At 60.3% G+C, this 22,798-nt stretch carries 20 protein-coding genes and 2 pseudogenes; 13 read left to right on the top strand and 9 right to left on the bottom strand.

Going from position 1 to position 22,798, the window contains the following annotated elements; genetic code table 11:
• Positions 1 to 21 precede the first annotated feature (21 nt).
• The 7 genes and pseudogenes from B0G80_RS33530 (at position 22) to B0G80_RS33500 (ending at position 6,660) form a co-directional block, all read left to right on the top strand.
• Positions 22 to 897, top strand: a complete 876-nt coding sequence (locus tag B0G80_RS33530) for a site-specific integrase (RefSeq protein WP_116122114.1) — start codon at positions 22 to 24, stop codon at positions 895 to 897.
• A gap of 16 nt (positions 898 to 913) precedes the next feature.
• Positions 914 to 1,093: pseudogene (locus B0G80_RS33525) on the top strand (transposase zinc-binding domain-containing protein); the annotation flags it as partial.
• 170 nt (positions 1,094 to 1,263) lie between these two features.
• Positions 1,264 to 2,511, top strand: coding sequence for a tyrosine-type recombinase/integrase (locus B0G80_RS33520; protein ID WP_220377483.1), 1,248 nt, complete (start codon positions 1,264 to 1,266; stop codon positions 2,509 to 2,511).
• Entirely contained in the window at positions 2,508 to 3,416 is a 909-nt protein-coding gene (locus tag B0G80_RS33515; protein WP_116120079.1) for a tyrosine-type recombinase/integrase, read from the top strand. The genes B0G80_RS33520 and B0G80_RS33515 overlap by 4 nt, the downstream gene beginning before the upstream one ends.
• Entirely contained in the window at positions 3,413 to 4,402 is a 990-nt protein-coding gene (locus B0G80_RS33510; protein WP_116120080.1) for a tyrosine-type recombinase/integrase, read from the top strand. The genes B0G80_RS33515 and B0G80_RS33510 overlap by 4 nt, the downstream gene beginning before the upstream one ends.
• A gap of 93 nt (positions 4,403 to 4,495) precedes the next feature.
• Positions 4,496 to 5,500 (top strand): annotated as a pseudogene (locus B0G80_RS33505) (IS91 family transposase); the annotation flags it as partial.
• Positions 5,501 to 6,135: 635 nt separating this feature from the next.
• On the top strand, positions 6,136 to 6,660 hold the full coding sequence (locus B0G80_RS33500; RefSeq protein WP_116122113.1) for a hypothetical protein: 525 nt from the start codon (positions 6,136 to 6,138) through the stop codon (positions 6,658 to 6,660).
• Positions 6,661 to 6,891: 231 nt separating this feature from the next.
• Here the strand turns inward: B0G80_RS33500 and B0G80_RS33495 are convergent, their stop codons facing one another.
• The 4 genes from B0G80_RS33495 to B0G80_RS33480 form a co-directional block, all read right to left on the bottom strand.
• A complete protein-coding gene (locus B0G80_RS33495) occupies positions 6,892 to 7,197 on the bottom strand; it encodes a hypothetical protein (protein WP_241974887.1) in 306 nt (101 codons plus the stop codon).
• 359 nt (positions 7,198 to 7,556) lie between these two features.
• The gene (locus tag B0G80_RS33490) at positions 7,557 to 8,993 is read right to left on the bottom strand and encodes a YncE family protein (protein ID WP_408968767.1); all 1,437 of its coding nucleotides are present in this window, start codon (positions 8,991 to 8,993) and stop codon (positions 7,557 to 7,559) included.
• Positions 8,994 to 9,031: 38 nt separating this feature from the next.
• A complete protein-coding gene (locus B0G80_RS33485; RefSeq protein ID WP_116122111.1) occupies positions 9,032 to 9,532 on the bottom strand; it encodes a DUF305 domain-containing protein in 501 nt (166 codons plus the stop codon).
• Between the two features lie 511 nt (positions 9,533 to 10,043).
• Entirely contained in the window at positions 10,044 to 10,823 is a 780-nt protein-coding gene (locus B0G80_RS33480; RefSeq protein ID WP_116122110.1) for an MOSC domain-containing protein, read from the bottom strand.
• A gap of 379 nt (positions 10,824 to 11,202) precedes the next feature.
• Here B0G80_RS33480 and B0G80_RS46160 point away from each other — a divergent pair, with 379 nt between their 5' ends.
• Positions 11,203 to 11,340 (top strand): hypothetical protein, encoded by a 138-nt coding sequence (locus B0G80_RS46160; RefSeq protein WP_181920113.1) that lies wholly within the window; start codon positions 11,203 to 11,205, stop codon positions 11,338 to 11,340.
• 227 nt (positions 11,341 to 11,567) lie between these two features.
• Complete coding sequence (locus B0G80_RS33475) at positions 11,568 to 11,813, top strand: DUF6881 domain-containing protein (protein WP_116122109.1); 246 nt, start codon at positions 11,568 to 11,570, stop codon at positions 11,811 to 11,813.
• A gap of 286 nt (positions 11,814 to 12,099) precedes the next feature.
• On the opposite strand, the gene B0G80_RS33470 is transcribed toward B0G80_RS33475, so the two are convergent.
• The 4 genes from B0G80_RS33470 to B0G80_RS33455 all read right to left on the bottom strand — a co-directional run bounded on the left by B0G80_RS33470 (position 12,100) and on the right by B0G80_RS33455 (position 16,823).
• Positions 12,100 to 13,110 (bottom strand): dienelactone hydrolase family protein, encoded by a 1,011-nt coding sequence (locus B0G80_RS33470; protein ID WP_116122108.1) that lies wholly within the window; start codon positions 13,108 to 13,110, stop codon positions 12,100 to 12,102.
• 352 nt (positions 13,111 to 13,462) lie between these two features.
• Entirely contained in the window at positions 13,463 to 14,323 is an 861-nt protein-coding gene (locus B0G80_RS33465; RefSeq protein WP_116122107.1) for a glycine betaine ABC transporter substrate-binding protein, read from the bottom strand.
• Positions 14,324 to 14,391: 68 nt separating this feature from the next.
• The gene (locus B0G80_RS33460) at positions 14,392 to 15,618 is read right to left on the bottom strand and encodes a Xaa-Pro peptidase family protein (protein ID WP_116122106.1); all 1,227 of its coding nucleotides are present in this window, start codon (positions 15,616 to 15,618) and stop codon (positions 14,392 to 14,394) included.
• Between the two features lie 80 nt (positions 15,619 to 15,698).
• The gene (locus B0G80_RS33455) at positions 15,699 to 16,823 is read right to left on the bottom strand and encodes a hypothetical protein (RefSeq protein WP_219907333.1); all 1,125 of its coding nucleotides are present in this window, start codon (positions 16,821 to 16,823) and stop codon (positions 15,699 to 15,701) included.
• Between B0G80_RS33455 and B0G80_RS33450 the strand changes: the two genes are divergently transcribed.
• Together B0G80_RS33450 and B0G80_RS33445 are read left to right on the top strand one after the other, a co-directional pair.
• Positions 16,710 to 17,627, top strand: a complete 918-nt coding sequence (locus B0G80_RS33450; RefSeq protein ID WP_106286229.1) for a LysR substrate-binding domain-containing protein — start codon at positions 16,710 to 16,712, stop codon at positions 17,625 to 17,627. The genes B0G80_RS33455 and B0G80_RS33450 overlap by 114 nt on opposite strands.
• A 220-nt stretch (positions 17,628 to 17,847) precedes the next feature.
• Positions 17,848 to 18,390, top strand: coding sequence for a GNAT family N-acetyltransferase (locus B0G80_RS33445; RefSeq protein WP_116122105.1), 543 nt, complete (start codon positions 17,848 to 17,850; stop codon positions 18,388 to 18,390).
• A 437-nt stretch (positions 18,391 to 18,827) separates the two neighbouring features.
• On the opposite strand, the gene B0G80_RS33440 is transcribed toward B0G80_RS33445, so the two are convergent.
• Entirely contained in the window at positions 18,828 to 19,727 is a 900-nt protein-coding gene (locus B0G80_RS33440) for an alpha/beta fold hydrolase (protein WP_408968762.1), read from the bottom strand.
• A 304-nt stretch (positions 19,728 to 20,031) separates the two neighbouring features.
• Between B0G80_RS33440 and B0G80_RS33435 the strand changes: the two genes are divergently transcribed.
• Together B0G80_RS33435 and B0G80_RS33430 are read left to right on the top strand one after the other, a co-directional pair.
• Complete coding sequence (locus B0G80_RS33435) at positions 20,032 to 20,667, top strand: hydrolase (protein WP_106286221.1); 636 nt, start codon at positions 20,032 to 20,034, stop codon at positions 20,665 to 20,667.
• A gap of 238 nt (positions 20,668 to 20,905) precedes the next feature.
• On the top strand, positions 20,906 to 22,774 hold the full coding sequence (locus tag B0G80_RS33430) for an amidohydrolase (protein ID WP_116122104.1): 1,869 nt from the start codon (positions 20,906 to 20,908) through the stop codon (positions 22,772 to 22,774).
• Positions 22,775 to 22,798 lie beyond the last annotated feature (24 nt).

Here is a 22,798-nt window from a genome sequence, read left to right as displayed (position 1 = left end):
TTCTCCAGCAGGAGCCGCATCATGACCTCCTCTCAACCGACCGTCAGCCCGTTGCGCCAGCGCATGATCGACGACATGCGTATGCGCCAGCTTTCCCCGAAGACGCAAGCCAACTATCTGCGCATCGTCCGCGAGTTCGCCCGATACCTCGGGCGCTCGCCTGATACCGCCACGGTCGAGGACCTGCGAACCTACCAGCTGCATCTGGTCGATCATGGCACGTCACCGATATCACTGAACGCCGCGATCACCGGGCTGAAGTTCTTCTTCGAGACCACGCTCCACGAGTCCGAACTGATGGCCCGGATGCAGCCCGTGCGCGTGCCCCGTACGTTACCGGTCGTGCTCAGCCCCGATGAAGTACGGCGGCTCATCGCCGCCACAGGCAACCCGAAGCACCAGACGGCTCTCTCGGTTGCCTACGGCACCGGGCTGCGCGTCAGCGAAGTGGTGGCGCTGAAGGTCACAGACATCGACAGCCAGCGCATGACGCTGCGTGTCGAGCAGGGCAAGGGCCGCAAGGATCGCTACGCGATGCTCTCACCGGTGCTGCTCGAACGCCTGCGCGTCTGGTGGCGTGTGGCCCGTGCCCAGGGCAGGATGCCCGACGGCGGGTGGCTGTTTCCCGGGCTCGACCCCATCGATCCCCTCACGCCGAGGCAACTCAACCGTGCCATCCGTGCGGCCGCCGAGGCCGCGCAGATCGACAAGCGCGTGTCGATGCACACGCTGCGCCACAGCTTTGCCACGCACCTGCTCGAACAGAAGGTCGACATCCGCGTGATCCAGGTGCTGCTTGGCCACAAGAAGCTGGAAACCACCGCGCTTTACGCGCAGGTAGCCACCGACCTGCTGCGCGAAGTCACCAGTCCGCTGGAGCGCCTGCCCGCCAACTGACCCGGCGCAGTACCTCATGCCGGAGGTCGCGGACATCTTCCGCGCACGCGGGCCGGCGTGGCGTCGCACAGTCCACCTGAGCCTCGGGCAGCTGAAGGTCATGTCAGCCATCGAACAGTGCCGCAGCGCGGCGCTGGGCGGGCATGTGCTGCGCTGTTCCGGCTGCGCGCGCACCGAGATCGCCTACAACTCCTGCCTTATGGGAAGTTCTGTCTAACGGGGAGTTGCAGATCAGGTTCGGCGCGAAACCTACCGGGCGTATCTGGTTTTGTATCTGGCCGGTCGCCATTTAACACCCCATAAAATCGCGGTCCTCCTTTGCTATGGTGGTTGGGCCTTCCCAGGCAACCCTCATAGGAGGATGTGATGCTGGACACCTACCTGGTAGCACCCAAAACCTTGAAACGCCTGCGCTCGGGACCCAGCGGAGTCTTCATTGACGACTTTGCTGACGCGCTTGAACGAGACGGATATTCCGCGGCCAGTGCCATACGTTACCTGCGAGCTGCCGACCATCTTGGTCGCTTCATGCTGGCACACGGCGGTACCCTGGCCGATACTGGTCCACAAACCCCGGAAACCTTCTTTCGTCATCTGCCAACTTGCACTTGCCCGGAAGTAAAAGGTGGCAGGACCGGCCACCACGTCTATTTCGGCGCCAAACGCTTTCGCGAATACCTGATCGAGATCGGCGTCTGCCCGGACGACAAGCCTTCGATTGCAGAGATTCGGGAACCGGCAATCGTAGGTGGTTTCCGGCGATGGTTGCAAAAGCACCGGGGTGCGAAGGATCCAACCATTCGGCTCTACTGTCGTGATGCCGCAGTGATGCTGAAAGTGCTTGGCGATGACGCCAGCCAGTGGGATCCGAAGCAGATACGTACGTTCCTGCTGAACAGTGCCTGCAGTTGTGGTGCTGGTACCGCTGAAAAGCGGGTCACTAGCGCGCGAGCCTTCTTACGCTACCTCGGGGTTCACGATCTGTGTCGGCCGGGTCTCGATCAGGCGGTTCCGTCGCTGGCGCATTGGCGCCTGGCGTCACTGCCAAGGTGTCTGAGCGCTGACGAAGTTGACCGCCTGATCGCCGCATGCGATGACGATTCACGCAGGCGTCTTCGCGATCGTGCGATCGTCCTCCTGCTTGTGCGACTTGGGGTTCGCGCAGGTGACCTGGCGAACCTTCGCTTGAGCGGTATGGAGTGGGACTCCGGGACGCTACGTGTCTTGGGAAAGGGGCGCTATGAAGTTCGCCTTCCGCTGCCGCAGGATGCTGGCGAGGCACTTCTGCGGTATCTCGAATCGCGACCTCGGGTTGCCGGCAGCGACCATGTCTTTGTTAGAAACATCGCACCCGTCAAGCCGCATATCTCAAGCGACGGCATATCTTCGATAGTGAAGCGCGCACTAAAACGGGCCGGGGTGAGTTCGCCCGCCAAAGGTGCACATCTGCTGCGCCACACGGCGGCGACTGAGATGTTGCGCCACGGGCTTCCCCTCGACCAGGTTGGCCTGATCCTGAGGCATCGCGGCATTGATACCACGGCGTATTACGCCAAGGTCGACGTAGCGCTGCTCAGCCAAATCGCTCGGCCATGGCCGGAGGTGGCGAAATGATGCCGGCCGTGGAGTCCTATCTTGCCGCGCGGCGTGCCGCCGGATTCAAACTGCTGAACGCAGACTACCTGTTGCGCAGTTTCGCGTGCTTTGCTGTCAAACGCGGTGAAATGCACGTTTGCACGCAGACAGCAATCGACTGGGCCGGCGAGGCTGCGTCGGTGGCCCAGCGTGACGCAAGGCTAAAGACCGTGTGTCGGTTCGCCCGGTACATGCGTATGGAGGATCAAAACCATGAACTACCACCCGCCCGCCACTTTGGTTACCGAAAGACGCGTCGCGTTCCGTTCATCTACACCTGCGCTGACATTGAGCGCTTGATAAACACAGCCTTGCAATCGGGCCCTCGGGGCACGTTGCAACCACAAACGTATGCGACATTAATTGCCCTGCTGCTAGCCACGGGCATGCGGATCTCGGAGGCCCTGAACCTGCGCCTTGCCGACATGACTTCCGAAGGACTGCTGATTCGAAAGAGCAAATTCCAGAAGACCCGTCTAGTTCCACTGCACGAGACAGCGGTGGCGGGTTTGCAGAGGTATTTAGCACTGCGGCGACGAGCCTGCCCGGGTGACGACCATGTGTTCGTTGATGACGACGGTCACGCGCTCAGATACACGGTTACTTACTGGATGTTCCAGAAGCTGCTGAAGTTTGCCGGCATCGGCACCACCCACAACGGCCACCGTCCCCGCTTGCATGAGCTCAGACACACGTTCGCCGTCAGGGCACTGGAGGCAAGCCCGGAAGGCCGAGACCGGGTCGGGCGGCACATGTTGGCCCTTGCGACCTACATGGGACACGTCAACATCAACGCCACCTATTGGTATCTCGAGGCCACGCCCGCGCTCCTGCGCGACATTGCTGTCGCCGCAGAGGGGTTTCTCACCGGAGAACAGAAATGATGCCGATCGCGCCGCACATTGTTGCATTCCTTCGTCAAAACCTTGCCCATGAGAGAGGCGCCAGCCAACACACCTGCGACTCCTATGCTTGCACCTTCCAGCTTCTGTTCGAGTTCGCCGCCAGGCGACTCAAGGTGACGCCCTCGTCGCTAGCACTGGAGCAGCTCGATGCGAGGCTGATCAGCGACTTCCTGGAATATCTCGAAGATGCGCGCCACAATTCGCCTGAGACGCGTAATGTCCGGCTGGCTGCAATCAGGTCATTCTTCCACTTCCTTGAGTATCGCGAGCCCGCGATTCTTGAGCAAGCGCGACGAATCCTGGGCATTCCCTATAAGAAAACCGATTCCCGTCTGGTGCCATATCTGCTCGAGGATGAGGTTCGGGCTCTGCTCGATGCGCCAGATCCGTCAACGCGCGAGGGTATTCGGGACCGGGCGATGCTGCATCTGGCCATCTGCGGCGGCCTGCGTGTATCGGAGCTGACGGGATTGCATACCGCCGATGTTGTCCTCCCGTCGTTGAGCATCCGTGTTCACGGCAAGGGCCGGCGGGAGCGCGCCTTGCCCCTGTGGAAAACGACCGCTAACGCGTTGCGTGCCTGGATGGTGATACGGGGAAGTGTCGCAGTACCGGAATTGTTCGTTAATGCACGGGGCGAAGCGATGAGCCGTTGGGGTTTCGCGTATGTCCTTAAATGCCACACTGCGACGGCTAGTCATAAGTGCCCCTCGCTGTCGAAGAAGCAGGTATCACCGCACGTCTTGAGGCACACCTGTGCAATGATAGTACTGCGAAGCACTCAGGACATCCGAAAGGTTTCCCTGTGGCTCGGGCACAGCGATCTGGCGACCACTGAAATCTACACTCGCGCTGATCCAACTGAGAAGCTCGAAGCCCTCAACGCGATCGTCCCACCGCATTTGCGCAGGGGTTCGTTCCGGCCGTCCGATAAGGTAATCGCCATGCTCAGGGCCAAGCTTTAATGGAGAGCTGAACGGGCGCGGAGTTCACTCCGTGCTCGCTCAGGGGGTGCCTTCTCCCCATAGCAAAACACTTCCCATAAGGCAGGTAATGGAGTGAACTCCATTACCTGCCGCAACCGGCATTGCCCTAAATGCCAGGGCAATGCCGCACGACGCTGGCTCGAAGCGCGTCAGGCCGACCTGCTGCCGGTCGAGTACTACCACATCGTCTTCACGCTGCCCGCTACCATCAGCGCAATCGCCTGGTACAACAAGCGGGTCATCTACGGGCTGCTGTTCGACATCGCCGCCGACACGCTGCGCACGATCGCCGCCGATCCCCGGCATCTCGGCGCGCAGATCGGCGCCACGCTCGTCCTGCACACCTGGGGCTCGGCGCTCACGCATCATCCGCACGTGCACGGCATCGTCCCCGGCGGGGGGCTGTCGTCCGACGCAGAACGCTGGATCGGCTGCCGGCCCGGCTTCTTCCTGCCGGTGCGCGTGCTCTCGCGCCTGTTCCGGCGCCGCTTCCTCGAAGCCCTCGCTGATTCTCACCGGCGCGGCCAGTTGCAGTTCTTCGGCGAGTATGCGGCGCTTGCCGATGCGACCGTCTTCGCTCAGTGGCTCGCACCCCTGCGTGCCTGCGAATGGTTTGTGTACGCCAAGCGCCCCTTTGCGGGACCCGAAGCCGTGCTCGCGTACCTCTCGCGCTATACGCACCGCGTAGCGATCTCCAACCAGCGTCTGCTGGCCTTCGATGAGCACGGCGTGACGTTCCGCTGGAAGGACTATCGCGAGAAGGGGCGCACCCGCTACAAGACCATGACGCTGGAGGCCGCTGAGTTCATGCGTCGCTTCCTGCTTCATGTGTTGCCCGACGGATTCCATCGCATCCGTCACTACGGGCTGCTCGCCAACCCGGTGCGCCGCGCCAGTCTCGCGAAGGTGCGTGAGCTGCTGCATGTCACGCCCGAACCCGGCCCGCCATCTGGGCAGCCCGTCGTCGCGCCCCGGCCCGCCTTCATCTGCCGGCACTGCGGAGCCCCGATGATCGTCATCGACATCCTCCAACGCACCGCACCGATTCGCGCGCCACCGATGCAGGGCCGCCCATGAACGCGGCGTTTCCTCGATCTGCCAACCCAACGTCGGCTTTGCGGCAACGCGGCCCACAAGCGGACATTTGTGCCTGGCGCGTCACGCAGCCTCCCGCACGTCCCCTTCTTCCTCACCCTCGCACCAGTGCATCGCATCGTCACGACGTCTGGGCTCTTCCAGCATCCTGTTCGAGCCGCCTTCCTCCAGCAATGCTGAGGATGCCGGACCATCAATCGCCATAGCCGCCCGGAATCCCGAGCGTCCCGGACCACTCCGCGGTTTCCTCCCTCGAGGCTTATCCGACGCCTGCCCGCAGGCGCCGCGGCAGACTCGCGGCCATGTGAATGAGGGCAGACGTCCAATAACCCTTAACGCTTACGGAAGTTCGGCCCCGCGATCGAGGTGCGGGCTTCGCTAGGATTTCAGCCACCTCGCGGTGTTGCGCGCCTGTCGTGATGCGCGCCGCCGGTCGGCTGGATGCGTTTTCGGCGCCGTCAGTGCCGGGGGAGATCGAGGGGATTGGCCACTAGGCACGTGGCATATTCCGCCTGACTTTTGTCTGTCAGGGTTTCGCAGCCAGCCTATAAAACGGTCACGCGGCACCGAAAGCGGCGGCCTATGTACCTAGCAGATTGGAGATCAGGGAGCGGCACATGAGTCTTTCAGTTGATGACCTCGTCGAGTGGGCCAACTTGTCTGTCCAGAATTACATCGTCGCAAGGGTTATGGAGGACGCGGGCGATGCATTCATACTGCAAGGAGTGACCTACGACGGAACAGTGCACTACATTCCTCCGCAATCGTTCAAAATACTCAATTCGTTCGTAGAATTCCCGGCTACCTTGCAAGGTACGGCTTTCCACACGCGGCTCAAGCTTGATGATCCGTCCCGGCCTCCGCAGCCACCTGACGACCAGGGGTTTTTTGGCGGGTTTCTGACCGACTCCGTCGATTTGCGAATCGATATGAGAACTCTGCGGGTCGATCTCAGGTTTCATCCGGCGGACCCGTATTGGTATGCCATCCAAACGGTTCCGCATTTCAGCTATGCGCCGAACGTGACGGCAACGGACAGCGACATCGCGCTCGATGGTGGACATCTCGCTGTGGCGGTGGAAGGAGATGTTCAGAATCACGCATATAGCGTTCAATTGAGCAAAGGCCAGCGACCTCGCTGACCGGCCAGGCCGACCTGGACCCACTCACTCATGTCAACGCAACCGTAGGCGGCGCCCCCGCCGGCTCTGGTTTGGCGTCCAACTGAGATACGTTGGCTCCCGCGTAAGCGTGGATGACCGCTGAGCTTCCATCAGCTGCCCTTGAGAGCACTGAAGCTCGACTGGCTGGTTTGGGTCGCGCGCGGCCGATCGCCGTCAGGCAGAGGTCGGCCAAGCGCGGTCTGTCGGCATTTATGCTCCGAAGTAAACGAGTTCGGGCGTCCGGCGCTGAAGATCCGCGACCGAGAGCGTTATGCGCTCGCCTGTTGCAGATGCTGCTTCATACTGTTGCACGGTACTTAGAATTCGGCGTTTGTTCAACTCGAACGCGAGTCGCACCTGTTGGACGGTTTCATTGCGAGCGCCAAGCTCTTCACTAACGACTTCAAACGGCAGCGCGAAAGCGCAGTATCCCCAGCCGAACCCATAGGCGGAAAACCATACCGCCGAGTCGGCGCAAAGAATGGGGGCAGTCATGGCAGTATGTAGCTGATCCATCGCATTCACCTGCGTCGACGATAGGTTGACATCAAAGTGTGGCACAGGGACCTTACAAACGCGGGGTTCTGTCGACACGACGTTACCACTCCGCCGAGATGATTGTCGTGTAGCGGAGGTGTGATTGCGAAGCGGGACTGATTCGAACGGGTCATGTCCTGCGAATCCCCAACCGGCAGGACCTGGCCATGAAGCGTCGTTCCCTCTTACCGTCGCTCAGACGTTCCGGCGTCTGTTCCACTCAGGAGCAGGTCATTCAATTCGCCGCCGCGACGGGATCGCTCCCGTGACTACCAGAATCAGATAGCCGCACCGCACACCGTTCCGCCGCCGCGAACGAGACGTGGCGGCGGAACCGGTTACGGCGACTGGACCTGTACGGGGGCACCAGGCTTACCCGACGCTTGCGGGGCGACAACGAGGTAGCGGCGCTTGTCAGCGGCATGGCCCATTCCTGGTGTGACCAGTTGGCGAATCTGCCCGAGAGCATTGACGATCGCCGAGCCGGCCGGATTGGACATGAAATTCGCGAGCACTTGCAGGTCACCCGTGCCATCGGGGTTATCGGCAAGACCTAGAACATAGGGCTGCTTCGGTTGAAGACCAGTGACAGCGGCCTGGAGAACCTGCACCAAGCCCTGGTCGAACAACGCGACAGTCGTAGGTGCATGGGTGGCGTCCGCCGTCTTGCCCGCGCCCACCGGCACCAGTGCAAGGTGGACGCTCTGACCAGCGAGGCCCAACGTCTGCAGATTCTGCGTACCATCACCTTCCGGCACCGCATTCGGCACATAGGTGACGGCCTGCGGCGCCTGGCCAATGGGCACAGTCGCGATGACCTTGTTGCTCAGTGTGTCGATCGCAGTCATCGCGTCGGCGTTCTCCAGCCCGACATAGATGCGGCTGCCGTCGCCCGACGGCCAGAGCCCGTGCGGCAAGTTGCCGACAGGTATCGTCGCGACCTGCGAAAAGTTGTCAGTTCGAAACACCTTGATCACATTCAGGCCCCCAACGGAGACGTACGCGAACGTGCCCTTGTCGTTATGTACGATGTTCACGTGATTCGTGATTGGGCCTGTGTCGAGTGTCCTGATCAGCGCAAATGGCGGCCTTGCATCGAACACCTGGACCTTGCCGGTGTCCTTGAGCGTGAACCAGACCTGCTTGCCGTCGGGCGTCGCCGCCAGGTCGGGACAAAAAGGGCTGGCCTGCTGGACCGTGCCGACGATCTTGTGGTCGGCCACGGACACCACCTCGATCTCCGGGTTGAAGGACGAACAGACATAACCGTATTTCCCGTCCGGTGAGAATATCTGCATTCCGGGGCCAGCCGGGACAGTAATGCGTGTTTTCTCCTCATACGTTTTTCCGTCAAGTACCGCGACGTAGTTTTCACCACGCACGGTCACCCAGACCTCCTTTCCATCGGGCGTGAAGAAAGCCTCGTGAGGCGAGCGGCCAACGTAGGTGACATGCTTGACGGCGTTAGTCTGCGTGTCGATGAATGAAACCGAGTTCGATCCGATCGAGACAACCGCAATCGTGTGATGGTCCGGCGAGAAACCCATGCCGTGCACAAGTAATTGACCTTTATACAACGGACTGAAATTGCCCGGCGAGGGATCGCCGAGCCGAATCAGGCCGAGCAGCGTGGTGTCGGCCGGGTCGATCACCGACACCGTGTTCGAAAACTGCTCAGCGGCGTAAACGCGGTCGTGATGGCTTACGGGAATGTCAGGATCGGACTGCGATCCAGGGGCCTGCCCAGCGCACGCGAGCTGAGTCGCCACCAGCATGGCTGCAGACAACGCGATGGTGATTCTTGATTGGCGTTTCATTGCCGGTCCTCCTGCATAGGGTTTGGCGTGTTCATTTGCATGCCGTGGTCGGACGTCCGGTGAACAGGTGCGACAGGCATAGACGCCGGCTTTTGCTGGTCCGGGGCGGCGGCAGGTGGCGGCAATGGCTGCCCGAGTGCGACGCGCATGGCGACAATTTCCTGTTGTTGCTCGACGACGATCTCTTGCGCGATGCGGCGTAACTGTTCGTTGTGACCGTAACGCAGTTCGGCCTGCGCCATGTCGATGGCACCTTGATGGTGAGGCACCATCATTGCGACAAAATCGCGATCAACGTTGCCTGTCGGTCTCGTCGACATGCCGTCCATCATCCTTGTCATGGCGGTATTGTTCTCCGCCAGGAAGGGGGTTTCGTTGGACGTACCGTCGGTCTGTAAGCCGGCAGTGAAGGCAGGTGAGTCGCAAAGCGCCGAGATCGCCAGAACAATGACGACGCTCAGGATCGTCAGCACGGTACGGGGGCTTGGGGTACGCACGATGGTTCTCCCGTTGTTATGAACAGGTGTCTCATTGGAGTGAACCTGTCAGATTCGGAGTTATTCCGTATCTCACACAGATTTCGCGCAGATGAGGGTTTGCGGCCCGATTGGGCGCCGCGGCATAGCACTGCCGAGTGCCGTCAAATCGCGTCAAGATCATCGGATCGTAAAGGAATGGTAGTGCGCGAGGAGGACGATCTGAAGATGACATCGCGTGGCCCACACAGGCTGTGAACCGGAGCGAAGCAAGGTCCGAAGATCATCAGCCGCGGCCCTTGATGCCGCACCGTTCCCGACGGCTGATACGGATCGACAGCCGAAGTTCGCCGCCGTTGGCGGTGCGGCTTGCGACGAACTTCCGGGTTCGGCCAAACCGCGTCGGGCCCGACAAGGGGAAGTTAGCGAAAGGTAACGGTGCTGCGGGCAACCTGGAATCCGAAGGAAGCCGGGAGTAAAGCGCTGGTCCGACGAACAGAATCTCGAAACCCTGATTACCCCTCCGGCCTCGTCAGGCGGCCGCGACCGTCACCGCATCGCCGATTGAACAGACGCCGTCGCTCAGCACCTCAAGATAAATGCCCAGATCGGCGTGGCCGAAATGCTGCATGATCGCTTTCGGCAGATTGGCATCGCGTGTGGCGGTCTCGGGGTTGACGTTGATGGCGGCACAGCGCCGCGTCGGTAGGGCCCCGCGAAAGCGTACCCCGCCAATCTCGACTTCCCGACCGAGCCAGTTGAGCTCCGCCCAGGCAGGCACGCCGTCGAGATAGATGTTGGCGCGGAACCGCAGGGGGTGCACGGAAGTCCCGGTCGCCTCCTCAAGCGCCCGCACGGAGGCCAGGTTGATCACCGAGATCGCTTTCATCATGACCGGCGAGACCACGCCGACATCCGTGAATTTGTGGCCTGCGGCCGAGACCAGGCGGGGGCGGCCTTCAGTCGCTTCGCCCAGATAAGCCGCCATGAAATCCTCGATCGCCTCGCGGCCCGCAGCACTCGTCGTCGCCGCCTCAAGCACAAGCTCACCGCGATAGCGAATGGTCAGCGTGCCGGTCTCTGGATCCAGCCGTGTCGCCAGCGCGGCAAGCTTTTCATTCTTGCGCAGCATCAGGAAATGGCCCTTGTCGAGCGGCTCGGGGGCTTCCGGATCAAAACGCGTCGTGCCGAGCGCCAGCGCGAATGCGCGGTCGAAGGACAGTCCTTGCCCTTGGCTGACGGCCATTTCCGTCAAGGGCTCGGGAGAGAGGCCCTTGATTGGATAGCGATAGAGATTGATAATTTTCGCCATTATTCCTGTCCCATCACTGATTTTCGCCATTATTCCCGCAGTGCTTAACATAGCACCTGGTAAGGGTGACAAGCCACCAGGAACCGGGGATGGATCGACAAGCGGCTCGCTCAATATGCGCAGAACAGTCCTTTGTGAGCATGGACAGGCGGGGACACAAATCGGTGACGTCTAGTTGCGTTCGAGCGGCGGCGGAGCAGAACGGTCGCTCTGGAGCGCAGTGGCGGCATTCGCAGAAACTAACTGGGGACGGGAAGGGGCCGACTCCCGCCGAGCATCGTCGGACAGAATCCGGCCGATGCTGTTGAAAAAGTCGTTGACGTCTCCCGCACAAGGTTTTTAGGGGTCGTCTTACCCTTAGCCGGCATTCGCGAGCGGTTTGTCGACCGATCTGAGAGGTCGATTTTTCACCGCCGAGTTGAAAAAGCAGGGCAGCGACTTTTTCAACAGCATCGGCCATGAAGGGACATTCGCCCTCTTGGCGAACATCGTCGAGAATCGCAGTCTCACCGTCTAGGAAGTTGCGATAGAGTCTTGGGAAGCCATCGGCGTCGTTCGCTTTGCTGCGGCGGAAGTTTCGGCGGGAGTATGGGCGTTCTATCAGCTCGTCGCCCAATGAGTGCAGCATCGGTCTGCCGCGGTGCTGCCCCGTGTCGGCCATGAACGGTCCTTCGACTCCACTGCACGAATCGTCGACAATGACGGTTTCAAAGCTAGCAGCGGCAAGCCCACAGGGAGAAACAGATGGACGAGGCGTTTCAGCCGATATTTATCGATGTTGCATGGACACATGGTTTCGAGACGGAGCCGATTCGACTGGTCTCGCAGCTTGACAACGAACGCTATGAAATTCGCAAACTCGAGTTTTTCCGCGACGGTCGGGTGCGGATACGCAGACGGCCGCAATTCGGCAATGGGAACTCAGCTTGGAAGGCTGCCGGTCCCACCATTGGCCGAGATGAATTCGGATGCACAGTTCAACGCTCGTAGCATAGAGTCGGTATTCTTCAACCATCTGCTGTCACAGCACGCATCGGGTGCCGAGAGATGAGGCACAGTTCGGCCCATGAACGGTCGCTCAAGTGTATCTCGTGAATCGTCGATAATCGTGTCAGACGCGCAGGGCAGGGGAAACTTGGCAAACGCGCTCGCGGATTGGTGAACATCGGTCCCACTTTTGTTGCCGTCTCGCTGTTCGAGAAGTTGCCCCTTGCTGCGACCGCCGACGACTATGCGGCGCTCATGCCGTGGGCCATGTCAGTTCATCCCCCATGAGTTATAGATTTGCTCGTAAGAAGTTCACGACCTCCTGATCGATCTGTCGGTGAATCTCCACCCGATCGATCCCGGGCGCATCCTGGCAGATCAGCGCCGCACTGACTGCGACCGAGGCCGGACAAGGATCAATGAAAACGAAGTGATTGCCTGGCACGATGTGGGTTGCAGGCGGTGTGGGCAAGCCTGACATAACGGCGAGCGAGTTTCTCGCAGAACCAAGATAGCTGTCGTCCTGCGGTCGATAGAGCATCGTCGGTACGCGTACAGCGGACAAGCCAGGCGCCTCAAACATCATGGCCAATGGATCCATCAGCACCAAGGCCTTCAGGCGACGATCAACGGGCGGTTGCCAGCTTACCAATTGGTTGGGTACGGCCGTTTTATCCTGGGCGCCGTTCGTACCATTGCCGGACGCTAAACGCGGACACGATCCGGGATCATCGTGGCTCGCGCAGTATGCACTGGCGGACGCAAAGTCGGGTTTCGCTCCCGCCAGAATCAGCGCCGTGTAGCCACCTGCCGAGTATCCGATCATGCCGATTCGTCCGGCGTCGGCGCTTGCCGAAAACCGTGGATCTGTGAGGACTGCATTGAGCGCGGCCTCTGCCTGCCGGGGGCGATCGATCAGAATCTGGGCTTGCGATGGCGCTCGGGGATAACCTGAAGCGTCACCAACGTGGGTCGGCAAGACGGCGATAAACCCGGCGCGAGCCAGAACGCTAGCCAATTCACGGTGGCTGAGGGGGCCGCCACCTCGCCCGTGTGAGATCAATACGACCGGGAAGCGACTATCCGGTGCGGGCGAAGCATTGCGCGTTGCCTCGACGGTGAACGGACCCGCTTGCCACGGAACCTCACGTTCAAGCGTAGGGTAAAAGACGACCGCGTCGTAAGGAGCCGCCTCGCCCGCCACCGTGAGACGGATTACGCCTGCGTAAAAAGCGGCTGGGGCGGCTAGCGCGGAGCACGGGCATACGATTGCCAGTACAACAATCAGTATCCAACGCATGTCATTGCTCCTGGTGAGCGAGAATGAGAGGCGAAGATTATCAGAACGTTCTTACACGTTCGATGACTGAAAGGCGTCGTTTATCGATCGCTTACTTTGTTGCGACAATGCAGCGCAGACTGTTTCAGCCAAAAATCGCGCACTGTCTTTCCTGAGAGGCTTTCGAAGTTTTCGTCGCTAGCAGTATCTGTGATCATGGCTAGCAGTAAATCTGAACGGCAACAGGGGCAGCCACCTCGGCTCCCGGATCGGCGGGATGGCGTCGATCCGGGACAATAGTCGCGTGACATCGTGATGGCTGGCGTCGTCGCGATTGCATGACGAACGGGTAGGTTTTACATCAACGCCACGGCTACTTGAACCATTGCGCTACTAGCGAACGATTCTTGCCGATCCACACCGCTACACCTTTTTCCGGCGTGGCCTCGCCTCCCGTCCGAATATCGTCCATAAGCGAGCCAAGCGTCTGGTCATCCATCTTCCACTGATGCAGCCAGCGCGACGGATCCGGATAGTCATGCGAGAAATGTGATGCAGCGATGCAATAAATCGCATCCGGCGCGCCGAATGTGCCCTTCGGATCTTTCAGATAGTGCATCGGATACTTCGCCCACACCCAATGGGGATTCCACAGTGTTACCACGATCGGCTCGTGTCCCTGTTCGGCGCGCGCTAACTGGAGTAGCATAGCCGCCTCCGACGACGCCAGCACCGAGTAATTCAGGCTGTAGTCCGTCTTCGCCTTCGCCGTCAGCTTCATCAGCCCGCTGCCCGATTCGATGCCGAAGATCGTAGCGTGGCCATCGTGCATAAACTGAGCTGCCTGGTCATTCAACTGATCGACGCTGTCGATCTTTACGTAATCCGGCACGGCCAAACCCAGTTGCGCTTTATCGAACCAAGGGCCGATTTTTTCCACGCGGGCCTTCACATTGTCGTAGGGGGCGGCGTCGGCCGACGGCAGCCATACCTCGAAAGTCAGGTCTAGCTTTCCTTGTGCGACGCCACTATAGATGATTGCCTTGTCGCCCGGTTGCAGGTTGACCGTGTAGCCCCTCTGCGTGAGCAAAACTTTCCATAGATTCGCGACTGCAATGTTCTCCGCCCAGTTGTTCACGCCAATCGTGATCGGCGTGTCCTTCGGCCCGGCAGCGGCCGCTGATATATGACACATCGCAAGAACTAGCAATGCCGTTTTCAGCCACTTATTCATAGATATTCAACTCCTGGATCAGGGAAGGCCGCCTTTGTGCTCACCAAGCAGCCGTAGGTGCTTGAAAATCAGGCGAGCAGGCGGTTTTCGAATGGATAGTCGGACAACAGTTCGACATGGCCATCGTCACGTACGTACACCTGTTCTTCCAGTTTGACGCCTTCGCCGCCGTCTTCGTGGCCGATATAACTCTCGATGCACAGCGTCATGCCCGGCTCGATCACGCCGTCGTAACCTTTTGCTTCGTTGTCTTCGCGATGAACGATGTACGGATATTCTCCGGTCATGCCCACGCCATGCGCGAGGGCGAAGTAGCGGCGTGCCTGATACGGACCGGGGATTTTCCAGGCCTTGGCGATGAACTCCTGGAAGGTCGTGCCGGCGCGCACATTTTCCATGTTCGAATGGACCTGCTCGTAAGCGAGGCGGTAGAGATTCTTTTGCGCGGGTGTTGCGGGACCGTCGCCGCACAGAAAGGTGCGTGAAAAATCGGCGTAATAGCCGAAGCGCCCCACCACGTCGGTATCAAGGCCAACCAGTTCGCCTGCCTGAATCTTGCGCGGACTGCTTTCCTGGAACCACGGGTTCGTTCGCGGCCCCGAACTGATGAGCCGCGTTTCAACATAGTCGCCGTCAGTCTCGATGATGTGCTTGTGCAGATGCGACCACAGTTCGTTTTCGCTGATGCCGGGCACGAGCGCAGCTTCCAGCTTGCGCACGCCTTCTTCGGCCGCGCGCAGCGACGAGCGGATCATCTTGATCTCGTTGGGCACCTTGATCGCCCGAGCGCGCTCGAGCGGTTCCTGTGCGTCGGAGATCTGGTAGCCGCGTGCCTGCAACGCGAACGCCGCTGCCGAGGTCGCGCTTTCGATTGCGATGCGTTTGCCGCCGCCGCACTGCTTTACCAGCTCGTCCATTTCGTCGGCCCAGCGTTCGGTAACGCGGCCGAGCATATCGTCGCAGAAGTAGTAGGAAATCGCCGTGGCGGGCCGTACCTCGTCAACCGTGTCGAGTCCTTCAGCCAGAAAATCGCAGCCTGCGTATTCGAACAAAACCACCTTGCCTTCGGCGGGCACGAACACATAGCGCGCAGGATTACGCATCGAATAGACCTGCATGTTGCGCGAACCGGTTGCGTAGCGCATGTGCGTGGGATCGAAAAGGATCGCGGCGGTGAGGTCGCGCTTCCTGAGTTCGCGGCGCACGGCGGCGAGCCGGTCGCGCTGGATCTGCGCAATTTCTTCCGCAGTTGGTTCGCAATCTTCCGGGCGATGAGTCGGGCGAAGAATTGTCATGGTGTTTGTGAGAGCGCGTTATAAGTATTGGGAACGACGAGGTTTACCGCAGCGGCTTCGGCAGGGACTTGAACGCGACTTCAATCGACAAGATTGTCGGCACGGACCAGTTTTTGTTCGGCTTCCAGATGCATCTCGGACACGCGTCCATAGAGCTGGCGGGTACGCTCCAGCCGCCCAATCACGCCAGGCTTCTTCGAATACGCGAAGATCGCGGTATGACGGTCAATCTCACCTTGCACAAGCGTCACGCGGTGCAATGAGAAACGGCCCTTGAACAGTTGCAGGTCGCCCGGCTGCAGCGTAATGACGTTGATCGGCGCACGAGTTTCGCCGCGTACCACCGCGCCGACGCCGCCGTAGTTCTCGCCGCCAGGAGAACGGATGTTCGGGCAGTACTCGAAATCGCCGCCCGCGTTGGGCTGTTGCGTCATCATCGAAACGATGAATTCATTGGTGTCGTAGTGCCACGGCTGTTCGGTGCCCGGCGGCATGACGTTCTGTACAAGGCCTGCATACGGGTCGGCGTATTCCCAGATACGCTCTTCGCCAAGGCAAGCCGCGACAAAGCGTTTCATGGCGTGAGCCACGTAGATGCGGTGAATGATCGCGTCGCCCGGAATCAAGTCGCGCGTGACGAAGCCGCTGGTACGGTCCATGAACACGCGGCGCGGATCGCCCTCGGGCAAAGACGGATCGTCCGCGGTGAAATACGCGTTGACCTTGCGGCTCGAAAAGTACGTCTTCCTGGCGAGCGCCAACCCTTCGGCGCGAGCCTGCTCCAAAGCAGCCGAACGCAGAAAACCGTGCAGCACGGCGCTGCCGTTGCCGGCAAGATGCGCCCGGCAGCTTGCGACGAGCTCACGCATGCGGGGGTGGTCTGGATCGTGCAACGGATAACGCTCGGTATCGACTATATCGCCCAGATCGGTACATTCGGCGTCGGCAAGAGGCAGGCTGGCTGACACGGTGCGGCTCCAGTTTTGTGGTTCGAAGGTTGATTTGTGAGCTGAATTGTTTTCGACAACAATCAGCTCACCGACGTCCTCATGTTTTGATCGCCAAATTTCTTTGGAAAGCGAGTAATTCCGATGGCAGCCATCAGCGGACCCGATTGGTCCAAACTCAGCTCTCTGGACCCCGAACTGGTGCGTGCATTCGTCGCTGTCGTTGACAGTGGCGGCTTCACCGCTGCCGCAAAGCAACTGCATCGCACACAATCCACTATCAGTCTGCGGATTCGCACCCTAGAAGAGCGTCTCGAAACACACATGTTCTTGCGCAACAGCCGGCGTCTCGCGCTATCGCGCGACGGGGAGAACTTCCTGATTCACGCGCGGCGCATTATTCAGGTGCAAAACGAAGCGATCGCTGCACTAAACCGGAGCAGCCGCGAAGGCGTGATCCGTTTTGGACTGCCTGAGGATTACGCCGAACTGTGGCTACCGGATCTGCTGAAGAAATTTTATGAGCTGCGACCAGGTGCGCGGCCGCACATCCATTGCCGGATGTCGCTCGAATTGCTGGAGCGGTTGCAGGCGGGCGAGCTGGATCTCGCACTCGTCGTGCGGCACGGTTCGACGACGGGTGGCCGGAGCCTGGGGCGGGAAAATGTGGTGTGGGCGGCGCACAAGGATTTCGTGCTCGACCGGAAGGCCTCGGTGCCGCTCGCGTTGTTTCCGGAGACTTGCTGCTACCGGCAGCGAGGACTTGAGGCGCTGGCGGCACTGGACCGCTCGTATCACGTGATCTATACGAGCCAGAGCCCGACCGGCATCAAGGTGGCCGTGAATCACGGTGCGGCGGCGACGATCATTGACCGCTGTACGCTGCCGTCCAACTGGCGCGTATTGGGTGCCGCTGAAGGGTTGCCGCCGCTACCGCCAGCAGATCTCGAATTGCATCGCTCGTCAGGGATTCGTGATCCGGCCACAGATGATCTTGCCTCTTTAATCGAAGCAATGGTAGAGGAACGTCGGCGTGCGTCGAATGAACTTGCGCTGATTTAGGTTTATTCGTCCGGTAAATTCAAGGGCTGTGAATGACAGGTTTCGACAAACCTGAGAGACCGTTCAGGGTCGGCTGCGGTCCTCTGCCTGACGCGCGGTTTTAGAGTCCTGCGTACGGCAGCGTCGGGCAGAGTTGGGCCATCTCCGGACAGTCGACACAACGGCTCACATCGTCAACAATCTACGACCGCTCACCCACTGACAAGATCGGCGCTACGACATGACCTCAATATCTACTAAAGAGATTCTTCTTCGAGATTTCCGCTGGGATGACTTATCGCAGTACCAGACACTTCGCAGCGATCCGAAATTTCAGCGGTTTTATAGTGAAGAGGACTCGGCGCCCGAGAAAGCCGAAGAGCTCCTCGGCATATTCATTTCGCAAAGCCGCGAAGCTCCGAGGACGAAGTACCAACTGGCGGTCGTAGCTGGCTCGGGCGATCTGATGGGTTCGTGTGGCCTACGAATAGAATCCCCAGGGCACGCATCGATCGGTTGCGAATTGGGTCGACGATGGCATAGGACGGGGACTGCCCGCTTCGCCACCGATGCTCTGCTGACCTTTGGATTCGTTGAACTGGGCGTTCAACGAATCTTCGCGGAAACAATCTCGGAGAACAAGGCGGCGATAAAGCTCTGCCAATCGATTGGCATGAGCATCGAGTCGGAACGTGTCAATGATCGATGCTTCAAGGGCCGGACCTGGTCCACGACTACTCTCGCAATTAGACGTGACGAGTGGCAAGCCAATCATCCTCAGTGAAAACTAAGCCGAGGACTTGCCGTAAATCTCAATGACCGTTATGCGAAATTGTGACCGTCGCCAACGGGTCCGATGACAACCGATCGAATCCGCGAGATGCAACTCTGGCGCGAACGTAATGCAGTCACACCAACTTTGTCGCACCGCCGCGCATAAGCGGCGCGGCTACCGGTAATCCTTTGATTACACCTGTGCGCCGTCGCGATAACCGTGGCGCCCTGCGAATACGGCGTGGAAATTCTGAACCGGCATTCGGCGGGGAGTAGAAACGCAAAGCAAAAACGCCGACAACCTATATTGGATCAGCTGATTCGAGCCGGCAAAAACAACGCGGCGCGGCGCCCGGCGAAGTGAATCCACCAGGCTGCCGCGCCGCGTCTACAACGTATTCAACTTGCGCCGTGCGGCTGCATCCACAAGCGGCACCCCGGCTGTAATCAGCTTTGCAGAAACTCAAGCAGATCGGCGTTGACCTTAACCGCTTCAGTCGTGCACATGCCGTGCGGTGCGCCCGGATAAACCTTCAGCGTGGCGTTTTTCACCAGCTTCGCCGATAGGCGGGCCGAGTCGTCGATCGGCACGATCTGGTCGTCGTCGCCGTGCAGGATCAGCGTGGGCACGTCGATCTTCTTCAGGTCCTCGGTGTAGTCCACTTCGGAGAATTGTTTGACGCATTCATACTGTCCCTGAATCGACCCACGCATGCCTTCGCGCCAGAACTCGTCGATCGTGCCTTGCGAGACTTCGGCATTGGGCCGGTTGAAGCCGTAGAACGGCACGGCAAGGTTCTTATAGAACTGCGAACGGTTCGATGCCACGTTCGCGCGAATGCCGTCGAACACCGACATCGGCAGGCCGTCCGGATTGCCTTCGGTCTTGAGCATGAGCGGCGGAACGGCGCCGATCAACACAGCCTTCGCCACCCGCGCGGTGCCGTGGCGGCCGATGTAGTGGGCCACCTCGCCGCCGCCCGTCGAATGGCCGACGAGCGTCGCGTCCTTCAGGTCGAGTGCATCGATGACCGCGGCCAGGTCGTCGGCGTAGGTGTCCATGTCGTTGCCGTGCGACGGCTGATCCGAGCGGCCGTGGCCGCGCCGGTCGTGAGCGATGACGCGATAGCCCTTCTGCACCAGAAACAGCATTTGCGCGTCCCACGCATCGGCGTCGAGCGGCCAGCCGTGCGAGAAGACAACGGGCTTGCCGGTGCCCCAGTCCTTGAAGAAGATTCGCGTGCCATCTTTCGTGGTTACCGTGTTCATCGTGTGACGCTCTCCATGCTGTGAGTGGGATGCATTGCCTGCGTGTGCGTTGCCGCTGCCGCCCGTTGCGGCGGCCATCGCAGTTTTCAATCGTACGGTGCGAGCCACTGTAGAGAACTTCAGATTGCTTAATTCTTCTGAATGCGCTTGCTTGTGTGCGCCGATCTACCGGCGCGCGCCGACACCATCTTGCGACACCTCGCACTAGCGCTTGCAGGAATGCAATCAACTCCACACCGTCATCATTTTTAAGAACGATTAAGGACTTCCACAAGGACTCCGCGAAGCCCCGTCGATAGACTCGGCTCCAGTTTTCCTCGCTGTTCAAGCGAGCACGGCACGTCTCTCAGACATGCTTTGTCCATTCAATACGGAGCCCGTAATGCCTAAAGAACTCTTGACCCCTGATTCATGTGCGGTTGCCCTGATCGACTACCAGCCGCAGATGTTCTTCGGAACGACGTCGCATGAGCGAACCACTATTCTGCACAACGTCCAGGCAATCGCGAAGGCCTCGAAGCTCTTCAAGGTCCCGACGATCCTGACCACGGTGGCCGCCAAGTCGTTCAGCGGCGACATGGTGCCGGAAGTGCAATCGGTTTTCCCCGAGTACACGCCGATCGACCGTACGTCGATGAACTCGTGGGAAGACGTGAACTTCCGCAAGGCCATCGAGGCGACCGGCCGCAAGAAGATCGTGCTCGCCGGCCTGTGGACGGAAGTATGCGTATCGTTCCCGACCATCCAGATGATCAATGAAGGCTACGAAATCTACGTGCCGACCGACGCATGCGGCGACATCACCACGGAAGCGCACGAACGCGCGGTGCAACGCATCATCCAGGCCGGCGCGGTGCCGATGACCTCCTTCCAGTACATGTTCGAACTGCAACGCGACTGGGGACGCAGCGAAACGTACGAAGGCTGCATGGACATCCTGAAGGCGCACAGCGCCTATGGCATCGGCGTGCGTTACGCGAAGTCGATTCTCGGCGAGCACGCGAGCGAAGCGGGCTAACCGGCTGACTCAGCGCTCCGGCGCGGCATGACGCCGGCCGGTGCGCATGGATGCCGCGCCGTTCAACGACCGTGGGCCGGCATGTCCACCAGGCTCATGCCGGCCGCGGCATCCGTTCGAATACTCGTTAGAAGGCGCGCCGGCCGTGCGCCTCCAGGCTTCCCTGTTTCTCATTTCCGGGCTTGCCCGGAAATAGCTCCGTGCGTGCCCGGCGGAGCGCTCTCCCATGAGGACCGCCATGACTTCCACACCTTCCGCGCCGACGCCGGCCGAGGTCGTTTTTTTCAACGGCAAGATCGCCACGCAGGACGACAAGCGCTCTTTCGCCGATGCGCTCGCCGTGGCGAACGGCCGTATCGTCGCTGCGGGTTGGCGCGATGCCGTGATGCGGCACGCCAACGACGCGACACGCCACATCGATCTGAAAGGCCGTACGGTCATTCCGGGGCTGAACGACTCGCACCTGCACATCATTCGCGGCGGCCTGAACTTCAACATGGAGCTGCGCTGGGACGGCGTGCCGTCGCTCGCCGACGCGCTCGACATGTTGCGCAAGCAGGTGGCCCGCACGCCGGCGCCGCAATGGGTGCGCGTGGTGGGCGGCTGGAACGAATTCCAGTTCGCCGAGCGCCGTGGACCGACGCTCGAAGAAATCAATGCGATTGCGCCGGATACGCCGGTGTTCATCCTGCATCTGTACGACAGCGCGCTACTGAATGCAGCGGCATTGCGCGCTGTCGGCTATACGAAAGACACGCCTAATCCTCCCGGCGGCGAGATTCAGCGCGACAAGCGCGGCAATCCGACGGGCATGCTGATCGCGCGGCCAAACGCCGGACTTCTATACGCGACGCTCGCGAAAGGCCCGAAGCTCGCGCCCGAGGATCAGCGCAATTCCACGCGCCATTTCATGCGCGAACTAAACCGCCTCGGCGTGACGAGCGCGATTGACGCAGGTGGCGGTTACCAGGCCTATCCCGACGACTATGCCGTCATCATGGACATGGCGAAGCACAGCGAGCTGACCGTGCGGATCGCCTACAACCTGTTCACGCAGAACGCCAAGAAGGAAATCGAAGACTTCGCCAGGTGGGTGAAGATGACCAAACCCGGCGAGGGCGATGACTTCCTGCGCGTGAACGGCGCGGGCGAAATGCTGGTGTTTTCCGCTGCGGACTTTGAAGACTTTCTTGAGCCGCGTCCGGATCTGCCCGACTCGCTCGAAGACGAACTCGAAGCCGTTGTCAAACTGCTGGTGGCGAACCGCTGGCCGTTCCGTCTGCATGCAACTTATAACGAATCGATCGAACGCTTCCTGAATGTGTTCGAACGCGTCAACGCCGAAATTCCGTTCAACGGGCTGCGCTGGTTCTTCGACCACTGCGAGACCATCACGCAGAAAAACATCGAGCGCGTGCGGGCGCTCGGCGGCGGCATTGCGATCCAGCACCGCATGGCGTATCAGGGCGAGTACTTCATCCATCAATACGGCGAAGAGGCGGTGAAGCGCACGCCGCCGATCCGCCACATGCTCGACGCCGGCCTGCCGGTCGGCGCGGGCACGGACGCGACGCGCGTCGCGAGTTTCAATCCGTTTGTGTCGCTGTACTGGATGGTGTCGGGCAAGACGGTCGGCGGCACCTCGATGTATGCGAGCGAGAACAGGCTCGACCGAATGGAGGCGCTGCGCCGCTATACGGTGGGCAGCGCCTGGTTCTCGAACGAGGAAGAGCGCAAGGGTGCTCTGGTGCCCGGCCAGTTCGCGGACTTCGCGGTGCTCAGCGAAGACTTCTTCACGGTCGACGAGAGCCGCATCAAGTTCCTCACCTCGAACATGACGGTGGTGGGCGGCAAGGTCGTCTATGCGGACGACGAGTTCGCGCCGCTCGCGCCGCCTGATCTGCCGGTCAGTCCGTCGTGGTCGCCGGTCGCGGAGTTCGGCGGCTACAGCCGCTATAAACCGACGGCGGTGGCGTGCGTGGACGGTTGCGTCAATCTGTGCGGCGTGCATGCCCACGCGCACGGCTGGGCGTGGCGCAAGAATGTGCCGGTCAGCGATTCGAACGGCTTCTGGGGCGCGCTGGGTTGTAGCTGTTTCGCGTTCTGACCTTCACCGCTTGATGCCACGAGG

Origin of the sequence: Paraburkholderia sp. BL6669N2 (genome assembly GCF_003387275.1) — a bacterium.
Classification (GTDB): domain Bacteria; phylum Pseudomonadota; class Gammaproteobacteria; order Burkholderiales; family Burkholderiaceae; genus Paraburkholderia.
The sequence above is the reverse complement of the archived record's forward strand: the minus strand, read 5'-3'. Positions and strand labels throughout refer to the sequence as shown.

Coding starts and splice junctions, on each gene's coding strand:
- B0G80_RS33530 (WP_116122114.1), top strand. CDS start 22: ATGACCTCCTCTCAACCGACCGTCAGCCCGTTGCGCCAGCGCATGATC.
- B0G80_RS33520 (WP_220377483.1), top strand. CDS start 1,264: ATGCTGGACACCTACCTGGTAGCACCCAAAACCTTGAAACGCCTGCGC.
- B0G80_RS33515 (WP_116120079.1), top strand. CDS start 2,508: ATGATGCCGGCCGTGGAGTCCTATCTTGCCGCGCGGCGTGCCGCCGGA.
- B0G80_RS33510 (WP_116120080.1), top strand. CDS start 3,413: ATGATGCCGATCGCGCCGCACATTGTTGCATTCCTTCGTCAAAACCTT.
- B0G80_RS33500 (WP_116122113.1), top strand. CDS start 6,136: ATGAGTCTTTCAGTTGATGACCTCGTCGAGTGGGCCAACTTGTCTGTC.
- B0G80_RS33495 (WP_241974887.1), bottom strand. CDS start 7,197: ATGGATCAGCTACATACTGCCATGACTGCCCCCATTCTTTGCGCCGAC.
- B0G80_RS33490 (WP_408968767.1), bottom strand. CDS start 8,993: ATGCTGGTGGCGACTCAGCTCGCGTGCGCTGGGCAGGCCCCTGGATCG.
- B0G80_RS33480 (WP_116122110.1), bottom strand. CDS start 10,823: ATGGCGAAAATTATCAATCTCTATCGCTATCCAATCAAGGGCCTCTCT.
- B0G80_RS33475 (WP_116122109.1), top strand. CDS start 11,568: ATGGACGAGGCGTTTCAGCCGATATTTATCGATGTTGCATGGACACAT.
- B0G80_RS33470 (WP_116122108.1), bottom strand. CDS start 13,110: ATGCGTTGGATACTGATTGTTGTACTGGCAATCGTATGCCCGTGCTCC.
- B0G80_RS33465 (WP_116122107.1), bottom strand. CDS start 14,323: ATGAATAAGTGGCTGAAAACGGCATTGCTAGTTCTTGCGATGTGTCAT.
- B0G80_RS33460 (WP_116122106.1), bottom strand. CDS start 15,618: ATGACAATTCTTCGCCCGACTCATCGCCCGGAAGATTGCGAACCAACT.
- B0G80_RS33450 (WP_106286229.1), top strand. CDS start 16,710: ATGGCAGCCATCAGCGGACCCGATTGGTCCAAACTCAGCTCTCTGGAC.
- B0G80_RS33445 (WP_116122105.1), top strand. CDS start 17,848: ATGACCTCAATATCTACTAAAGAGATTCTTCTTCGAGATTTCCGCTGG.
- B0G80_RS33440 (WP_408968762.1), bottom strand. CDS start 19,727: ATGGCCGCCGCAACGGGCGGCAGCGGCAACGCACACGCAGGCAATGCA.
- B0G80_RS33435 (WP_106286221.1), top strand. CDS start 20,032: ATGCCTAAAGAACTCTTGACCCCTGATTCATGTGCGGTTGCCCTGATC.
- B0G80_RS33430 (WP_116122104.1), top strand. CDS start 20,906: ATGACTTCCACACCTTCCGCGCCGACGCCGGCCGAGGTCGTTTTTTTC.